This window comes from Polaromonas sp. (assembly GCF_039930745.1).
Classification (GTDB): domain Bacteria; phylum Pseudomonadota; class Gammaproteobacteria; order Burkholderiales; family Burkholderiaceae_C; genus Polaromonas.
The window spans coordinates 20102-38212 of the sequence record NZ_JBDTTH010000011.1; the positions used below are offsets into that span (position 1 = coordinate 20102).

16 protein-coding genes are annotated in these 18111 nt (G+C 61.7%); 12 read left to right on the forward strand and 4 right to left on the reverse strand.

What is annotated here, in order from left to right; translation table 11 throughout:
* Nucleotides 1-7 precede the first annotated feature (7 nt).
* The 10 genes from ABI660_RS06090 (at nucleotide 8) to ABI660_RS06135 (ending at nucleotide 12501) form a co-directional block, all read left to right on the forward strand.
* Complete coding sequence (locus ABI660_RS06090) at nucleotides 8-1540, forward strand: acyl-CoA carboxylase subunit beta (RefSeq protein WP_348065958.1); 1533 nt, start codon at nucleotides 8-10, stop codon at nucleotides 1538-1540.
* Nucleotides 1541-1626: 86 nt separating this feature from the next.
* Nucleotides 1627-2496 (forward strand): hypothetical protein, encoded by an 870-nt coding sequence (locus tag ABI660_RS06095; protein WP_348065960.1) that lies wholly within the window; start codon nucleotides 1627-1629, stop codon nucleotides 2494-2496.
* Between the two features lie 33 nt (nucleotides 2497-2529).
* Nucleotides 2530-4578, forward strand: a complete 2049-nt coding sequence (locus ABI660_RS06100; protein WP_348065961.1) for an acetyl/propionyl/methylcrotonyl-CoA carboxylase subunit alpha — start codon at nucleotides 2530-2532, stop codon at nucleotides 4576-4578.
* A gap of 149 nt (nucleotides 4579-4727) precedes the next feature.
* Nucleotides 4728-5207 (forward strand): VOC family protein, encoded by a 480-nt coding sequence (locus ABI660_RS06105; protein ID WP_348065963.1) that lies wholly within the window; start codon nucleotides 4728-4730, stop codon nucleotides 5205-5207.
* Nucleotides 5208-5359: 152 nt separating this feature from the next.
* Nucleotides 5360-5659, forward strand: a complete 300-nt coding sequence (locus tag ABI660_RS06110) for a hypothetical protein (RefSeq protein WP_348065964.1) — start codon at nucleotides 5360-5362, stop codon at nucleotides 5657-5659.
* A gap of 7 nt (nucleotides 5660-5666) precedes the next feature.
* Nucleotides 5667-7187: a methyl-accepting chemotaxis protein gene (locus ABI660_RS06115; protein WP_348065965.1), complete on the forward strand. Its 1521-nt coding sequence runs from the start codon at nucleotides 5667-5669 to the stop codon at nucleotides 7185-7187.
* 123 nt (nucleotides 7188-7310) lie between these two features.
* The gene (locus tag ABI660_RS06120; protein WP_348065967.1) at nucleotides 7311-9149 is read left to right on the forward strand and encodes an FAD-dependent oxidoreductase; all 1839 of its coding nucleotides are present in this window, start codon (nucleotides 7311-7313) and stop codon (nucleotides 9147-9149) included.
* A complete protein-coding gene (locus tag ABI660_RS06125) occupies nucleotides 9146-10993 on the forward strand; it encodes a 2-oxoacid:acceptor oxidoreductase subunit alpha (RefSeq protein WP_348065969.1) in 1848 nt (615 codons plus the stop codon). Before ABI660_RS06120 ends, ABI660_RS06125 begins: the two co-directional genes overlap by 4 nt.
* Nucleotides 10990-12045: a 2-oxoacid:ferredoxin oxidoreductase subunit beta gene (locus ABI660_RS06130; RefSeq protein ID WP_348065970.1), complete on the forward strand. Its 1056-nt coding sequence runs from the start codon at nucleotides 10990-10992 to the stop codon at nucleotides 12043-12045. Before ABI660_RS06125 ends, ABI660_RS06130 begins: the two co-directional genes overlap by 4 nt.
* Nucleotides 12046-12060: 15 nt before the next feature.
* Nucleotides 12061-12501 carry a CBS domain-containing protein gene (locus ABI660_RS06135; RefSeq protein WP_348065972.1) on the forward strand — a complete coding sequence of 147 codons (441 nt, stop codon included), beginning with the start codon at nucleotides 12061-12063 and terminating at the stop codon, nucleotides 12499-12501.
* A gap of 17 nt (nucleotides 12502-12518) precedes the next feature.
* Here ABI660_RS06135 and rsxB read toward each other — a convergent pair whose 3' ends face one another.
* Nucleotides 12519-13187 carry an electron transport complex subunit RsxB gene (rsxB, locus tag ABI660_RS06140; protein WP_348065974.1) on the reverse strand — a complete coding sequence of 223 codons (669 nt, stop codon included), beginning with the start codon at nucleotides 13185-13187 and terminating at the stop codon, nucleotides 12519-12521.
* Nucleotides 13184-14521: a polyhydroxyalkanoate depolymerase gene (phaZ, locus tag ABI660_RS06145; RefSeq protein ID WP_348065975.1), complete on the reverse strand. Its 1338-nt coding sequence runs from the start codon at nucleotides 14519-14521 to the stop codon at nucleotides 13184-13186. Before phaZ ends, rsxB begins: the two co-directional genes overlap by 4 nt.
* Before the next feature lie 261 nt (nucleotides 14522-14782).
* Here phaZ and ygiD point away from each other — a divergent pair, with 261 nt between their 5' ends.
* A complete protein-coding gene (ygiD, locus tag ABI660_RS06150; protein ID WP_348065977.1) occupies nucleotides 14783-15637 on the forward strand; it encodes a 4,5-DOPA dioxygenase extradiol in 855 nt (284 codons plus the stop codon).
* Nucleotides 15638-15668: 31 nt separating this feature from the next.
* Nucleotides 15669-16058, forward strand: coding sequence for a nuclear transport factor 2 family protein (locus ABI660_RS06155; RefSeq protein ID WP_348065978.1), 390 nt, complete (start codon nucleotides 15669-15671; stop codon nucleotides 16056-16058).
* Nucleotides 16059-16134: 76 nt separating this feature from the next.
* Here the strand turns inward: ABI660_RS06155 and ABI660_RS06160 are convergent, their stop codons facing one another.
* Both ABI660_RS06160 and ABI660_RS06165 read right to left on the reverse strand, forming a co-directional pair.
* The gene (locus ABI660_RS06160) at nucleotides 16135-16683 is read right to left on the reverse strand and encodes a nucleotidyltransferase family protein (protein ID WP_348065980.1); all 549 of its coding nucleotides are present in this window, start codon (nucleotides 16681-16683) and stop codon (nucleotides 16135-16137) included.
* Nucleotides 16684-16713: 30 nt separating this feature from the next.
* On the reverse strand, nucleotides 16714-17910 hold the full coding sequence (locus ABI660_RS06165) for an amino acid aminotransferase (RefSeq protein WP_348065981.1): 1197 nt from the start codon (nucleotides 17908-17910) through the stop codon (nucleotides 16714-16716).
* Nucleotides 17911-18111: the final 201 nt, after the last annotated feature.

Here is an 18111-nt window from a genome sequence, read left to right on the forward strand (position 1 = left end):
ATACATCATGCAAGAAATCCTTGAACAACTCGAAAAAAAGCGCTCCGCGGCACGCCTGGGGGGCGGACAGAAACGTATCGACGCGCAGCACGGCAAAGGCAAGCTCACGGCACGCGAGCGGCTGGAGTTGCTGCTTGACGAAGGCACGTTTGAAGAATGGGACATGTTTGTCGAGCACCGCTGCACAGACTTCGGCATGGAGAACAACCGGCCACCGGGCGACGGCGTGGTGACCGGCTACGGCATGATCAACGGCCGCCTGGTGTTTGTCTTCAGCCAGGACTTCACCGTGTTTGGCGGCGCACTGTCCGAAGCGCACGCCGAGAAAATCTGCAAGGTGATGGACCAGGCCATGAAGGTCGGCGCGCCTGTCATCGGGCTCAACGATTCGGGCGGAGCGCGCATCCAGGAAGGCGTGGCTTCGCTGGGTGGTTATGCCGATGTGTTCCAGCGCAATGTGATGGCCTCCGGCGTGGTGCCGCAAATCAGCATGGTCATGGGGCCTTGCGCCGGTGGCGCGGTCTATTCGCCCGCCATGACCGACTTCATCTTCATGGTGAAGGACAGCAGCTACATGTTTGTCACCGGCCCTGAGGTGGTGAAAACCGTGACGCATGAAGAAGTGACCGCCGAGGAACTGGGCGGCGCCACCACGCACACCACGCGCAGCGGCGTGGCCGACCTCGCGTTTGAAAATGATGTCGAGGCGCTCTTGATGCTGCGCAGGCTCTACAACTATCTTCCGCTGAACAACCGCGAAAAGGCCCCGGTGCGGCCCAGCGCCGACCCGGCCGGCCGTATGGACCTGAGTCTGGACACGCTGGTGCCCGAGAACCCGAACAAGCCCTATGACATGAAGGAACTGATCGTCAAGACGGTGGACGACGGCGACTTCTTCGAGCTGCAGCCCGAGTACGCCAAAAACATCATCATCGGTTTCGCGCGCATGGAAGGCCAGAGCGTCGGCATCGTCGCCAATCAGCCCCTGGTGCTGGCCGGTTGCCTGGACATCAAGAGCAGCATCAAGGCCGCGCGTTTTGTGCGTTTCTGCGATGCGTTCAATATTCCGGTCATCACCTTTGTCGACGTGCCCGGCTTCATGCCCGGCACCAGCCAGGAGTACGGCGGCATCATCAAGCACGGCGCCAAGCTGCTGTATGCGTACGCCGAATGCACGGTGCCCAAAATCACCGTCATCACGCGCAAGGCCTATGGCGGCGCTTACGACGTGATGTCTTCCAAGCATTTGCGCGGCGACGTCAACTTCGCCTGGCCGAACGCCGAGATTGCGGTGATGGGCGCCAAAGGCGCCGTCGAGATCATCTTCCGCGAAGACAAAGGCGACCCGGCCAAACTCGCCGCGAAAGAAGCCGAGTACAAGGCGCGTTTCGCCAACCCCTTTGTCGCCGGTGCGCGCGGCTTCATTGACGACGTTATCTTGCCGCATGAGACGCGCAAACGTATCTGCCGCTCGCTGGTGATGCTCAAAGACAAAAAAATCGAGAACCCGTGGCGCAAGCACGGGAATATTCCGCTGTGAACGCGCGGAGCCGGGCTCGCCTGGCGCCAGCTCTGCTGGGGCTGTTTCTCACGTGCAGCGCGCATGCGGTCCTGGATCGCGTGGACATGCCTGCCCATGAGGACGCGTTCACCAATGAGGCCGTTGTCCGCGGCGTCAAGGCGACCGCGGCGCAGTGTGCAAGCGTGCCGAATGCAGTGTGGGCGCAACCGGAGGGGGCCAGCGGCGAATGCCTTCGCTACTGGCATGCGGGCCTGAAGGAGGGGGCAAATCCGAGGGTGCTGTTTTTCTTCTCCGGAGACCTGCTGGTGCAGGACACGGTGGTTGACAAAACCTATGCTGGCACGACACCCGCCAGGATTCAGGCCGTCGTAGACACCGTGCCGCAGCGTTTCGGTGTGCCCTATATTTTTATCGGCCGACCTGGTACCTTCGGCTCCTCGGGCGCGCACAAGGAGCGCAGGCGAGCGCCCGAAGCGCGGCTGGTATCCGCCGCCATCGACGAAATCAAAAGACGCCATGGCATTGAGGAAGTAGCGGTCGCCGGGCTGAGCGGAGGCGGCCATGTGGTCGCTTCGCTGCTGGGTTATCGCTCTGACGTGGTTTGTGCGGTTCCGACCTCGGCCGTGTCCTCGCCGGGCCTGCGCATGAAGCTGCGGGGCTGGAGTGTCGATGCGACAGGGTATTCCGATTCCTACGAGCCCATGGACCACCTGGACAAGGCGCGCATGAACCCTGGATTGCGGGTTTTTGTGCTGGGCGATCCGGCCGACACGAATGTTCCGTGGGCGGTGCAGACGGCACTGGCTGACCGGTTGCGGTCCCTGGGCGTCAAGGCGGAAGTCGTCCAAGCCGAAGCCGTGGGACCCGAGCGTCATGTCATCGTCAGTTCGGCGCTGCTGATCGGCGCCTTGTGCACACTCAACCAGACCACCGAACAAATCCAGCAACGCGCGGCAAAAGGCCTCAAGGGCTAGAGCCGCGTACAGCAACGACCGAATGGAGAAAGCATGTTCACAAAAATCCTGATCGCCAACCGCGGTGAAATCGCTTGCCGCGTCATCCTCACCGCCCGCAAGATGGGCATCAAGACGGTGGCGGTTTATTCAGACGCCGACAAGGACGCGCGCCACGTCGAGCTGGCGGACGAAGCCGTCAATATTGGCCCCGCGCCCAGCCGTGACAGCTATCTGCAGGCAGAGAAAATCATTGCAGCTTGCAAGCAGACCGGAGCGCAGGCTGTGCACCCGGGATATGGCTTCCTCAGTGAAAACGCCGGCTTTGCGAAGCGCGTCGAGGAAGAGGGCATCGTCTTCATCGGCCCAAAGCATTATTCGATTGCCGCCATGGGCGACAAGATCGAGTCCAAGAAGCTGGCCGGCGCCGCGGGCGTGAATTGCATTCCGGGCGTCAACGACGCCATCGAGACGGCGGAAAAGGCGGTTGAGATTGCCAAAGGCATCGGTTATCCGGTGATGATCAAGGCTTCGGCGGGCGGCGGCGGCAAGGGCCTGCGCGTGGCTTTCAACGACAAGGAGGCCCTCGAAGGCTTCACCTCCTGCCGCAACGAGGCCCGCAACAGCTTTGGTGATGATCGGGTTTTCATCGAAAAGTTTGTCGAGGAGCCGCGCCACATCGAGATCCAGCTGATGGGCGACAGCCATGGCAACGTGATTTACCTGAACGAGCGCGAATGCTCGATTCAGCGGCGCCACCAGAAGGTGATCGAGGAAGCGCCGTCGCCCTTCATCAGCGACGCGACGCGCAAGGCCATGGGTGAGCAGGCGGTAGCCCTGGCCAAGGCGGTGAAGTACCAGAGCGCCGGCACGGTGGAGTTTGTGGTCGGCAAAGACCAGAGTTTTTACTTCCTGGAAATGAACACGCGCCTGCAGGTCGAGCACCCGGTGACCGAATGCATCACCGGCCTGGACCTGGTCGAGCTGATGATTCGCGTGGCGGCGGGTGAAAAGCTGCCGCTGGCGCAAAAAGACGTGCAGCGCAATGGCTGGGCCATCGAGTGCCGCATCAATGCCGAAGACCCGTTTCGCAGCTTCCTGCCATCGACTGGCCGGTTGGTGCGTTTCCAGCCGCCGAAGGAAACCATGTTTTCGGCGGATACCGCGCAGCTTTTGGGTGTGCGCGTCGATACCGGCGTGCAGGACGGCGGCGAGATCCCAATGTTCTACGACTCGATGATTGCCAAGCTGATCGTCCACGGCAAGGACCGTAATGAGGCGATTGCGAAGATGCGCGAGGCGCTGAATGGTTTCGTGATTCGGGGCATCAGCAGCAATATTCCGTTTCAGGCGGCGCTGCTGGCCCACCCCAAATTCATGGCGGGTGACTTCAACACCGGCTTTATTGCCGAAAACTATGCGAAGGGCTTCCACGCCGAAGACGTGCCGCATGCGGACCCGAACTTCTTGGTTGCGCTGGCTGCTTATGTGAACCGCCGCATGCTGGGCCGTGCGGCCGGCATCAGTGGCCAGTTGCCGGGGCACGGCGTGCTGGTTGGCGAAGAATTTGTGGTGGTCAACCTGGGCGCGGAGGGCAAAAACCGTTCGCAGGCTGCCACGGTGCGGGATTATCAAGCCCAATCGGGCTCCAGTCGAATAGATACGGGCGCTAACAGCTATGAAATTTGTAGCAACTGGCACTTGGGCGGCGCCCGCATCCGCGGCACGGTCAACGGCGAGCCCTTCGCCGCGCAGGTGGAGCGCGGGGTGGGCCGCAACCCGCTGGCCATCCGCATCGCGCACAACGGCACCCGGCTCGACGCCATGGTTCTTACACCGCGCGCGGCGAAGCTTCACGCGCTGATGCCTTACAAGGCGCCGCCCGACATGAGTCGTTTTGTGCTGTCGCCCATGCCCGGCCTGCTGGTCGAGGTGGCGGTTCAGCCGGGCCAGAAGGTTCAGGCCGGCGAACGTGTGGCGGTGATCGAAGCCATGAAGATGGAGAACGTGCTGTTCGCCACGGCGGATGGCGTGGTGGGCAAGGTGCTGGCCGACAAGGGCGAGTCGCTCAGCGTTGACCAGCCGATCGTGGAGTTCGTCTAAAAAATATGGCCTCCACGCTTGTCACTGCGTGAGCCTTCGGCGCGCTGCCCCTCGCACGGATAAAAGGGGCACTGCGCCTGCGGCCCGGCAAAGCCGGCTTCGCGGCCCCGGCTTGAAAAGAACTCCCGTGTGTTCGTAAGGAAAACAAAATGACACGACCCTTCAAAGTGCTGGGTATCCAGCAAATCGCAATTGGCGGCACCGACAAGCAGCGCCTGCAAAAACTCTGGGTCGAGATGCTAGGCCTGGAAGTCACCGGCACCTTCCGCAGCGAACGTGAAAACGTGGACGAGGACATCTGCGCCATCGGTAGCGGTCCCTTCAAGGTTGAGGTGGACCTGATGCAGCCGCTGGACCCGGACAAAAAACCGGCGGTGCACACCACGCCGCTGAACCATGTCGGCCTGTGGATCGATGACCTGCCCAAGGCCGTGGCGTGGCTCACGGCCCAAGGCGTGCGGTTTGCGCCGGGCGGCATTCGCCAGGGCGCTGCCGGGTTCGATATCTGCTTCTTGCACCCCAAGGCCAATGATGAGTTCCCGATTGCCGGCGAGGGCGTGTTGATTGAAATGGTGCAGGCGCCGCCGGAGGTGGTTCAGGCTTTTGCCCGGCTCGCTTCATCGTCCTGAACTGCGGTCGGAATGGGTCCGCCGGGGCCGCTCAGGGCTTTCGGTCGGCGGGCGTGGGCCTGTGGGGCCAATGCTTGTTCTGAAATGAGCGCACTTGTGCCTTCTTTTCCGGCATTGGCTTAGTCTCTGGTAAGTCCACTCAGGAGCTTGCCATGCAATTCAAGGATCTTAGCGCCAGCCTATCAGCGGCAACGGCCAGTTTCCTCTGGCCGGCACCAGGCCACCGCCCCGAAAGCGCGCCACCCGATCTGTTGCGGGCATTTGCCCTGCGCATGGCCAGCCACGGCGAATGGATCAGCAGCGCCATGATGCGGTGCGACCGCCGTTACGCAATGCGGCAACTGGCAAGCGCCCATTGCACCGATGACGACACCCTGCGCGCGATGGCCATGGCGCTGTTTCGCGATTTCGAGAACCGTCCGCCCGGGCACCCCTTGCCATTCAATGATTGAGATTTCCATGACGCGAGCTTTCATGCGGCCCGGCCTGTGGCTGATGCGGCGCCTGCCGCTTGCAGGCAAATGCCTGCTGCTGGCGGCCGGGGCAATGGCGCTGCCGGTGGCGGTACTGACCCAGTACTTGATAGCCCGGCCCAGCGGTGCCGGTCCAGCGCTGATGGCCTGGCTGGGCAGTGCCTGCCTGCTGGTGTCCGCTTATGCCCTGACCGCCTTTTACCGCAGCCTGGTCGATGACCTGGGGCAGGTGGTGCAGGCCATGGACCAGGTGGTGCGGGGTGATTTGCGTGTGGCGATGCCGGCGCGCAGCCGCGACGAGCTGGGCCGGCTGGCCCAGGCCATGGCCAGCATTGGAGCGACGGTTTCCGCCATGGTGGCCAATGTCCGCAGCAACGCCGCTTTTGTTGCCCATTCAGGCCAGAGCCTGGCTGCCGGCAACCGCGAACTGTCGGACCGTACCGAACAGCAGGCGGCCAGCCTGGAGCAGACGGCTGCCAGCGTTGCAGAGCTGGCTTCCACGGTGCACAACAATGCCCAGGCGGCTGGCCAGGCCAGCGGCCTGGCAACTGGTGTGCGGGACCTGGCCGATCAAGGCGCGTCCACCATGGCCCAGGCCATTGAAGCGGTGGAGGCCGTGCAGGGCAGCGCCAAGCGCATGGGCGACATCGTGGGCGTGATTGACGGGCTGGCGTTCCAGACCAACATCCTGGCGCTCAATGCGGCGGTGGAGGCTGCCCGTGCCGGGGAGTCGGGCCGGGGCTTTGCCGTGGTTGCCAGCGAAGTCCGGTCCCTGGCGCAGCGTTCGGCCGACTCGGCCCGCGAAATCCGCCAGCTGATCGGGGTGTCATCGGGACAGGTGGCGGCCAGTGCGGAAAAAATCCGGGCAGCAGGCGCGAACATGACCGAGATTGTGTCCGGCATCCGGGACGTGGCGGCGAACATGTCGCAGATATCGGCCTCCAGTGCCGAGCAGAGCACAGGCCTGACTGAAATTACCTCGGCCGTGCGCCAGCTCGACGAGATCACGCAGAGCAATGCCCGGATGGTGGGGCGCGCCGTCGGCCAGGCCGTCAACCTGGAGGCGCGGGCTGGCACGCTGGTGCAGTCTGTGGCATCTTTCAAGCTGCAGCAGGGCTCGGCCGAGGAGGCGGTGGCGCTGGTGGAGCGTGCTGTAGCGCACCGCCGACACACGTCGAAAGACGCTTTCCTACGCGACCTGACCCAACCCGCCAGGGGTTTTCACGACCGCGATATGTATGTATTTGCACTCGACAGTCAGGGCACCTACCTGGCCTTCGGCGGCAACCCGTCCAAGGTCGGCACGCATGTACAGGACATCGCCGGCATTGACGGCGACGGGCTGCTCCAGTCCATCATCGACCAGGCCAGCCACGAGCCGGGTTGGGTCGAATACGGCATCACCAACCCGACCACGGGCAAGGTCCAGGCCAAAATGTCTTTTGTGCAGCAGGTGGACGACGTCTTTGTGGGCTGCGGCGTCTACAAGAACCTGGTGGTGGGCTGAGGCCGCGCACGGGCGGTTGCAGACTGAGGGATTCACCCGAGAGCGCCCTGTGGCAAGCGAAGCGTAAACTGGTCTGACCTCCTGGCCCTGTTGCGGTACTAAAAGGGGGCAAGGAGCCAGTACGTGCAGCCAACCAACGTAGCCAATCCGTCCTACTTTCACAAGGTCGTCGATTGCCAATGGGCTTGTCCGGCCCATACCCCCGTTCCAGAATACATACGCCTGATAGGCCAGGGCCGCTACAGCGATGCCTACATGGTCAACTGGGTGTCGAATGTGTTCCCCGGCATCCTCGGCCGCACTTGTGACCGACCCTGCGAGCCGGCATGCCGCCGCGGCCGCGTCGAGGAAAACAATGGTGAACTGCCCGAACCCGTAGCGATATGCCGGCTCAAGCGCGTAGCGGCTGACATGAAGGACGATGTCCGCCAGCGCATGCCAAAACTCGCACCGAAAAATGGCAAGCGGATTGCCTGTATCGGTGCCGGCCCGGCCTCGCTGACAGTGGCGCGCGATCTGGCGCCGCTGGGCTATGAAGTCACGGTGTTTGACGGTGAGGCCAAGGCTGGCGGTTTCATTCGCACGCAAATTCCGCGCTTCCGTCTGCCCGAGTCCGTGATTGACGAAGAAACCGGCTATATCCTCGATATGGGCGTCGCTTTCAGGAGCGGCCAGAGGATCGAGTCGATGAAAGGCCTGCTGGCCGAAGGGTATGACGCGGTATTTGTAGGCTGCGGCGCACCGCGCGGGCGCGACCTGAACCTGCCCGGCCGTAGCGAGATCAAAGAAGACATCCACATCGGCATTGACTGGCTGGCCTCCGTGTCATTTGGCCACATCACCAGCATAGGCAAACGCGTGATTGTTCTGGGTGGCGGCAATACCGCCATGGACTGCTGTCGGTCGGCGCGTCGCCTGGGCGGCACCGACGTGAAGGTCATCGTGCGCAGCGGGTTCGAGGAAATGAAGGCCTCACCCTGGGAAAAAGAAGATGCCCAGCACGAAGGCATTCCCATCATCAATTTCCATGTACCCAAATCCTTCGAGCACAGCCAGGGCAAGCTGACCGGCATGTATTTTGAGGTGGTCAAGGCGGTGTATGACGCCAAAGGCAAACGTAGCCTGGTGCTGACAGGCGAGCCCGACGTCTTGGTCGAATGTGATGCCGTGCTGATTGCTGTGGGTCAGGAAAATGCTTTCCCCTGGATAGAGCGCGACTGCGGCATTGCTTTTGACGAGTGGGGCCTGCCGGTGCTGGAGAAGGAGACTTTCCAGTCCAGCGTGCCGAATGTCTTTTTTGGCGGCGACTCGGCCTTCGGCCCAAAAAACATCATCACAGCGGTGGCACACGGGCACGAGGCGGCGGTGTCGATTGACCGCCTGCTCAACGGCGAAGACATCGCCCGGCGGCCCGACCCGATGACCAACCTGATGTCCACCAAGATGGGCATTCACGAGTGGAGTTACGACAACGACACATCCAACGATCCCCGCTTCAAGGTGCCCTGGGCCAAGGCGGAGATTGCACTGGCCAGCATACGTGTGGAGGTGGAACTTGGCTTTGACGCCGCGACGGCTTTCAAGGAAGCGGGGCGCTGCCTGAATTGCGATGTGCAGACCGTGTTTGCTGCGCCGGCTTGCATAGAATGTGATGCCTGTGTCGATATCTGCCCGATGGACTGCATCAGCTTCACTGCCAACGACGACGAAACTGGCTTGCGGGCGCATCTGAAGGCGCCTGCTCTGAACCTGACGCAGGACCTGTATGTATCGGACGAACTCAAGACCGGTCGGGTGATGGTCAAGGACGAGGACGTCTGCCTGCACTGCGGCCTGTGTGCCGAGCGTTGCCCCACCGGCGCCTGGGACATGCAAAAGTTTTTGCTGCAAACCACGCAGGCCGGGCCGTCATGCCGGGACGGCAGCAAACCTGCTGTTCGTGCCGGAGGAGTAGCAGCATGAAAAAACGGATTGAAGCCGTCAACGACTTTGTCATCAAATTTGCCAACGTCAATGGTTCGGGTTCAGCCTCGGCCAACGAGCTGTTTGCCAAGGCGATTTTGCGCATGGGGGTGCCTGTCAGCCCACGGAATATTTTCCCCAGCAACATCCAGGGCCTGCCAACCTGGTACGAAGCGCGTGTGAGTGACAAGGGCTATCAGGGCCGGCGTGGCGGCATTGACATGATGGTGGCCATGAATCCGCAGACCTGGGACGCCGATGTCGCCGAACTGGAGCCGGGCGGCTACCTGTTTTATGACAGTACCCGGCCCATGCCACCGGAAAAATTTCGCGAAGACATTCATGTCATCGGCATGCCGCTGACGGAAATCTGCAACGCCGTCTATAGCGATCCGCGCCAGCGCCAGCTTTTCAAGAACATTGTGTATGTCGGGGCGCTGTCGGTGCTGCTGGAAATTGAACCCGAGGTGCTGGAAAAACTCTTCGGTGAGCAGTACAAGGGCAAGGAAAAATTGCTGGCATCGAATGTGCAGGCACTGCATCTGGGGCGGGACTTTGCCAGCGAACACCTGCAGAGCCCGCTGGGCATACGGGTAAAGCGCAGCAACCAGGTGGGCAACAAGATCTTTGTGGACGGAAACAGCGCAGCAGCGCTGGGTTGCGTTTACGGCGGCGCCACGGTGGCGGCCTGGTACCCGATCACGCCGTCTTCTTCGGTGGCCGAGGCCTTTCAGTCCTATTGCGCCAAATACAGGGTGGATGCCGCGACGGGCCGCAACAACTACGCCATCGTGCAGGCTGAAGATGAAATTGCCTCCATCGGCATGGTGGTGGGGGCAGGCTGGAACGGCGCGCGCGCTTTCACCACCACTTCGGGACCGGGTGTGTCGTTGATGACCGAATTTCTCGGGCTGGCTTACTTTGCCGAGATACCAGTCACCATCATCAATGTGCAGCGTGGCGGGCCCTCGACCGGCATGCCGACGCGCACGCAGCAGGCTGACCTGATTTCCTGTGCCTATGCATCTCACGGCGACACCAAGCATGTGCTGTTGCTGCCCGAAGACCCGCATGAGTGTTTCGAACATGCTGCCGCGGCGCTGGACCTGGCTGAGCGGCTGCAGACGCCGGTGTTCCTGATGACTGATCTGGACATTGGCATGAACCAGCGCCTGTGTGAACCTTTCAGCTGGGACGACAGCCGCAGCTACGACCGAGGCAAAGTCATGACGGCGGAGGAGCTGGAAGCTGGCCAGGATTTTGGCCGATACAAGGACGTGGATGGCGATGGCATTCCCTGGCGCACCTTGCCAGGCACGCACCCAAGCAAGGGCAGCTATTTCACGCGCGGCACCACGCGCAATGCCTATGCGCAGTATTCGGAACGCGGGCCAGACTACATCTACAACGTGCAGCGGCTTCTGAAGAAGTTTGAAACGGCGGCGACGCTGGTGCCGCAACCCGTGCTGCGCTCCGCTGCGCGCAAGACTCCGTTAGGCGTGATCTATTTCGGCTCCACAAGCCCCGCAATGAACGAGGCGCTGGATGTACTGGGTGAAGCCGGCATTCATCTGGATGCGATGCGGCTGCGGGCCTTTCCGTTTCCGGAATCGGTTGCGCAGTTCATTGCTGCGCATGACAAGGTGTTTGTGGTGGAGCAAAACCGCGATGCACAAATGCACTGCTTGCTGGTCAATGAGCTGGATATTGATCCGGCGCGCCTGGTGCGTGTGCTGCACTATGACGGCACACCCATCACCGCACGATTCATCACCCGGGACATCAGCGGGCATGTGAAGGCTCAGGGCAGTCCTCAACAACAAGGCAAGGAGCGCGTGGCATGACTTATCTGGCCAAACCCCGGTTGCATCACCCTTCGCTGACCGTCAACAAGGTGGGCTACACCCGGCGCGACTACGAAGGAAAAATCTCCACGCTGTGCGCCGGCTGCGGGCACGATTCAATTTCGGCGGCGATCATCCAGGCTTGCTGGGAGCTGGACATCGAGCCCCACCGCGTTGCCAAACTATCGGGCATAGGTTGCAGCTCCAAGACGCCGGATTATTTTCTCGGCGCGTCGCACGGTTTCAACACCGTCCATGGGCGCATGCCATCGGTGTTGACGGGGGCCAGCCTGGCCAACCGCGAGCTGCTTTACCTGGGTGTGTCTGGCGACGGTGATTCGGCGTCCATCGGCCTGGGCCAGTTTGCCCATGCCATGCGGCGCGGCATCAACATGGTGTACATCGTTGAAAACAATGGTGTTTATGGCCTGACCAAGGGGCAGTTTTCAGCCACCGCAGATCAGGGGTCCAAAAGCAAGAAAGGTGTGGTCAACAGCGACAGCCCGGTCGACCTGGTGGCCCTGGCGCTGCAACTGGGCGCCACCTACGTGGCACGCGGTTTCTCGGGCGATAAGGCGCAGCTGGTGCCGCTGATCAAGGGCGCCATCGGCCATGGCGGCGCAGCCTTCCTCGACATCGTCAGCCCTTGCGTGGCCTTTAACAACCACGCCGGCAGCACCAAAAGCTACGACTATGTGCGCGAACACAACGAGGCGGTCAGCCGCATTGACTTCATCAGCGCGCGTGACGAAATCACGGCAAGTTATGCACCGGGCGAGGTGATCGAGGTGCTGCAGCACGATGGCTCGCCCCTACGTTTTCGCAAGCTGCAGGAGGACTACGACCCGACAGACCGCTTCGCTGCACTGAGCTACATGAACGCACATCAGGCGCGCGGTGAAGTGGTGACGGGCCTGCTGTATGTTGATCCGCTGGCCACAGACTTGCATGTGGCGCTCAACACCAACGACACGCCACTCAACAAGCTGGGTGCTGCCCAGCTCAGCCCCGGCGCCAAGGCGCTGGACAAGCTCAATAGCTCGCTGCGCTAGGAAAAGGAGGCTGTCATGGCTGAACGGAACGTATTTCAGTCCATTCCGCACAGGCGTGTGGTGAGCCTTTCACCGCAGGCCAGCGTCTGGGAGGCCGCCTGTGTCATGACCAAGGCCAACTGCGGCAGCGTGTTGATCATCGATAGCGCGGGCGTGATGCAAGGCATCCTTACGGAGAGGGACCTGATGACTCGCGTGCTGGCCAAAGCCTTGAATGCTGAAAGAACGCCGGTGACCGAGGTGATGACACACAACCCGCTTTGCGTCGTGCCAGAGATGGCGGTATCGGACGCTGTGTTGATCCTGATCGAGCGCGGGTTCCGGCATCTACCGATTGTTTCTTCAGCCGGGCAAATCCTGGGTGTCTTCTCGATTCGCGACGCGTTGCCGCGGGAAATCGACAGCGCCGTGAGCCTGGCCGAGTTTCGCGACTCGGTGAACGACGCGCTGGGGTGACGCCAGCGCGTCCTGCGTCAGCCGCTGCTTTTTCCCGAGTCGCGTCTGGCGCGCGCGCGCGCCAGGGCTGCTTCAATCACGGCACGTTTCTGGTCCAGCACGGCAGGGTCGGTGTGTTGTGAATGCCCGGGCAGGTCGGCCAGCGCGGCCTCGGCTTTTTCTTCAAGCCTTTTCTGGTTCCGGTCCTTGTCCTGCGTGCATCGGTAGCTATGTATTTCATAGCGTTTGCGGGCCAAGATGGCGTCGGCTTCCGACCAGGCGGCCCAGCCGGTGCGTTCTCCAGTGACGTTTTCGAGGCTGATGCAGTCTACCGGGCACACGGGAATGCACAGCTCGCAACCGGTGCAATAGGGCTCGATCACGGTGTGCATGAGTTTGTTGCTGCCCAGGATGGCGTCCACCGGACAGGCGTCCAGGCAGAGGGTGCAGCCTATGCACCAGGTTTCGTCGATGACGGCGAGCTGGCGCGGGCCCTCGTTGCCGTTGTCGGGATTGAGTGCGCTTACCGGCCGGCCGGTGATCAGGGCGAGGCGCGCAACGCCTTCGGCGCCGCCGGGAGGGCACTGGTTGATGTCGGCTTCGCCCTCGGCAATCGCCTGCGCGTAGGCCGCGCAGTCAGGGTAGCCGCAACGCGTGCACTGGGTCTGGGGCAGGGCAGCGTGAATGCGCGCGACCAGCCCGTTCACTTGCGCCTTGCGGCCTTCTTCTTAGGGGTCAGCGGGGTGTCGCTTGCGGCGACCGCCGCCTGCAGCGATGCCGGATGATGGGCGGCAATAAAGGCCTTGACCTGCGGATAAACGACATCGCGCCAACGGCGGCCGCTGAAGATGCCGTAGTGGCCTGCGCCCTTGACTTCCAGATGCTTCTGCCGAGCCTTGGGCACGTTGTAGCAGAGCGCGTGAGCGGCTTCGGTCTGGCCAGAGCCGGAGATGTCGTCCAGTTCGCCTTCGACCGTGAAGTGCGCCGTCGTCTTGATGTCCTGCGGGCGAACACGTTCGAGCTTGCCTTCCACGGACCGCACGTCCCAGGTACCGTTGACCAGCTTGAATTCCTGGAACACGGTTTTGATGGTTTCCAGGTAGTAGTCGGCGTCCATGTCCAGCACGGCGTTGTATTCGTCGTAGAACTTGACATGGGCTTCGGTGCTGGCGTCATCGCCCTTGAGCAGGTCCTTGAAATAGTCGTAATGGCTGCTGGCATGGCGGTCCGGGTTCATCGCGACGAAGCCGGTGTGCTGCAGGAAGCCGGGGTAGACACGGCGGCCGGCACCCGGGAAATTGCTGGGCACGCGGTAAATCACGTTGTTCTCGAACCATTCGAAGCTTTTGTTCATGGCCAGGTTGTTGACCGCTGTCGGCGACTTCCGCGCGTCGATCGGTCCGCCCATCATGGTCATGCTCAGGGGCGTCAGCTCGCCGCGCGAGGCCATCAGCGACACGGCGGCCAGTACCGGCACGGTGGGCTGGCATACGCTGATAACGTGGCAGTTGCCGTAAGTGCCCTGCAGGTGCCGGATGAACTCCTGTACGTAGTTGACGTAGTCGTCCAGGTGGAAGGCACCTTCGGACAGCGGCACCGTGCGTGCGTTTTTCCAGTCGGTGATGTAGACCTTGTGGTCCTTGAGCATGCTGCGCACCGTTTCGCGCAGCAGGGTCGCATAGTGGCCCGACAGCGGCGCCACGATCAGCACCGCCGGCTCGCCTTTGAGTTGGGTCAGCGTTGCCGGGTCATCGGTGAAACGCTTGAAGCGGCGCAGCTCGCAAAAGGGTTTGTCCAGTTCCACGCGCTCATGGATGGCGATGTTGGTGCCATCCACATCCACCCGGGTGATGCCGAAAGCGGGTTTTTCGTAGTCCTTGCCGAGCCGGTAAATCAGACTGTAGCCGGCAGCTGCGCGCTGCGCCAGGGGGTTCTGGCTGAAGGGCGACAGTGGGTTGTTGTAAAGCTTGGCGGCGGCTTGCGCAAAGTCGACAAACGGCTCCATCAGGGAGCGCTGGGTTTCATAGACTTGATAAAGCATGGGGCTAACCTTTGTACAACGATATGCTGCAGTGCAACAAATAATAACAGGTGTGCTTATTAATTTATGGAGGGCAAACACCAATACAAACACCCTTGAAGGTGTTTCTTTGGGGCATTCCATGGAAAATCACACAGGGCGACGACGCGGGGCTGGCTGGACCCGCGCTAGCCCTCAGACCGGCAGGCAGTTCCAAAAGCCTGAATAATGCGACGCTGGGCGCGCTGGCCGCCGGCCCCACCTGTACCTGATGGACTGTTTATGACCGAGATCACCGGCGCCCTGGCGCTTGACGAATTCACTTCACTGAAAAAATCCGACCGCATGCCGGTGCTGTTTGTCGGCCACGGCAGCCCGATGAATGCCATCGGCAACAACGAATACCGGCGCAGCTGGCAGGCGCTGGGCGCGGAGTTCGGCAGCCGCCACCCGCCGCCGCAGCTGATTTTGTGCATCTCCGCCCACTGGCTGACCGAAGGCTGGTGGCTGACCGGCATGGACCAGCCCAAAACCATCCATGATTTCGGCGGCTTTCCGCAGGAGCTGTTCGACCAGCAGTACCCGGCACCCGGCGCTCCAGCTGCTGCACGCGAGATCAGCCGCTTTGTGCGGCAGCGCGGCTCGGCCCCGTTGGGCGTGGACCTGGACGCCTGGGGGCTGGACCACGGGGCTTGGTCGGTGCTCAAGCCCATGTTTCCCGACGCCGGCATTCCGGTGATGCAGCTGAGCATGGACTACAGCCGTCCGCCGTCCGAGCATTACGCGCTGGCGAAACAGCTCAAGGGCCTGCGTGAGCGCGGCGTGCTGATCGTGGGCAGCGGCAACATCGTGCACAACCTGCGCCAGGCCCAGCGCGGCGCCGCGGGCAACCAAGCTTACGACTGGGCGCTGGAATTCGACCAGACCACAGGGGGCTACCTGCAGCAAGGTAACCTCGATGCCTTGCAGAACTTCCAGAAGCTGGGCCAGCTGGCCCTGATGGCGCACCCGACCCATGAACATTACCTGCCGCTGCTGTATGCGGCAGGCGCGGTGGACAGCAGTGAAGCGCCGCGCTTTTTCAACACCAGTTTCCAGCTCGGCTCGATTTCCATGCGCTCCGTGATCTGGGGCTGACCTTTGTACCTATAGAAGAAAGAAAAGCATCATGCCAAGCCGTCAAACAGTCCAGGACTTCATCGCCATGGTGGAGCAGGGTCACTACGTCGAGGCCATCGAGCAGTTTTATGCGCCGGACGCCAGCATGCAGGAAAACAGCCAGCCACCGCGCCTCGGCCGGGACACGCTGGTCACCTACGAACGGGCAGTGATCGCGGCCTGCAGTGCCATGCGCACGCTGCCGGTCGAATCATTTCTGGTCGATGGCGATTTTGTCGTGATCCACTGGGTTTTCGAATTCACCCGGAAATCGGGCAAGACCATGCGCATTGACGAGCTGGCCCACCAGCGCTGGCAGGGCGAGAAAATTGTCGAAGAGCGGTTTTTCTACGATCCTGTGGCCGCGGTGTCGGAAGACACCGGATTTTCTTCGCTATAAAATAAGTAGCTGCTTGCGCCCGCCAGACAAGGGCTGGAGCCACTTTTCATCATAATATTTCGACCGGTAGGCCCTCTTATGCAGCCACTGGCAACCGCAGCCAGGGCCAGCGGGCCTGGTAGTCGCGAGCCTTCTTTTCGTACAGGCTGCCGTGGTCCACGCTCGGGTTGGCTCGCAGCACGCCTTCGTACAGGTCATGCAGTCCGTAAGGCGCATGGACAGTCGTCTGGCCCGCCAGCTGCCGCAAGCCCACGCTGGTACTGCCCACCAGAAAGCGGTCGATGCCTTCGCAGGCACTGCGCAGGGGCGGGCAGGGCCGACCGAACCAGGCCGGGTACCAGGTGTGCACACGGGCCTGGTTTTTGACTTCCAGCTCCACGCCCAGTTCGGCAAAGACATCCTGGGCGCGCCGGTTGATGGCGTGTTCTGCGGCCTCCGACAAATCGCCGGGGTCGAAGTAAAAGATGTCGTAATCTTTAATGCCCGATTCGGGTGAGCGGCCGTCCAGCAGGTTCCAGACGGTCTGGAACAGGCAACCCCCTACGAGCCAGGCATCAGGCAGATCGAGCTCGGGGAGGCGTTCCAGCAGTACGCGGTTGCAGCGGTTGTGCAGTGCATCCTGCACAAACCTCTGCTGCAGGTCTGCTCCGCCGATTTACATCACCTTGGCGATGGACGCGCAGACGTGGGCGATGTTCTGGCTGTTCAGCGCAGCCACACACATGCGGCCGGTGTCGGTGCCGTAGACGCCGAACTCACTGCGCAGGCGCACCATCTGGTCTTTCGTGAGGCCAGAGTAGCTGAACATGCCGATCTGGCTCGTGATGAAGCTCATGTCTTCCTTCACGCCGGCGGCTTTCAGGCCGTCCACCAGCTTGTGGCGCATGTCCTTGATGCGCACGCGCATTTCGCCCAGCTCTTTTTCCCACAGGGCGCGCAGCTCGGGGTTGTTCAGCACGTTGGCGACCACGGTGGCGCCATGGATTTGCGGGTTGCTGTAGTTGGTGCGGATGACTACCTTCATCTGCGACAGCACGCGATCGGCTTCCTCTTTGCTTTCGCAAAGTACCGACAGGGCGCCGACGCGCTCGCCGTATAGGCTGAAGCTTTTGGAGAACGAGGTCGAGACAAAAAAGGACAGGCCTGCCGCGACAAACTTGCCGATGACGGCGCCGTCTTCCTTGATGCCCTGGCCAAAGCCCTGGTAAGCCATGTCCAGGAAGGCGGTCAGGTTGCGTGCCTTGACGGCTGCAACCACCTGATCCCACTGGGCGCTGGTGATGTCGTAGCCGGTCGGGTTGTGGCAGCAGGCATGCAGCACGACGATGGCGCCAGCGGCTGCGGCGTTCAGCGCGGCCAGCATGCCGTCGAAATTGACGCCGCGTTTGGCTGCGTCGTAATAGGGATAACTTTCAACAACAAAGCCGGCCTGGGTGAAGAGGGCGCGGTGGTTTTCCCAGCTCGGGTCGCTGATCAGCACCTTGGCATTCGGGCTGAGCTTTTTCAGGAAGTCAGCGCCAATCTTCAGACCACCGGTGCCGCCTATGCCCTGGGCGGTGGCCACACGGCCGCTTTTGACCGGCTCGCTGTCGGCGCCGAATACCAGGGCCTTGACGGCGGCGTCATAGGCAGCCACCCCGTCCATGGGCAGGTAGCCGCGTGGCTTGGGCGATTCCATCATGGCTTTTTCGGCGGCCTGCACACATTGCAGCAGGGGCAGCTTGCCCTTGTCGTCGTAATAGACGCCGACGCCGAGGTTGACCTTGTTCGGGCTGGTATCGGCGTTGAATTGCTCGTTCAGGCCCAATATAGGGTCACGGGGGGCCATCTCGACGGCGGTGAAAAGCGACATGAAAATCCTCTGGAAGGGGTGGTTTATGTTTTTTAACGGCCCGGCAGCCCGTCTGGTTTACCGGGTGTTACGCAAACATCGGAGTGATCAGCGACCCCAAGGAGTCGCCCGTCGCCCAAATGTCGTATTCTGTTTGGTTACCCCAGATTTTAGCGGGCCAGGATTCGGAACTTGTCCGTCAATAATTAGGGGTCGCGCAAA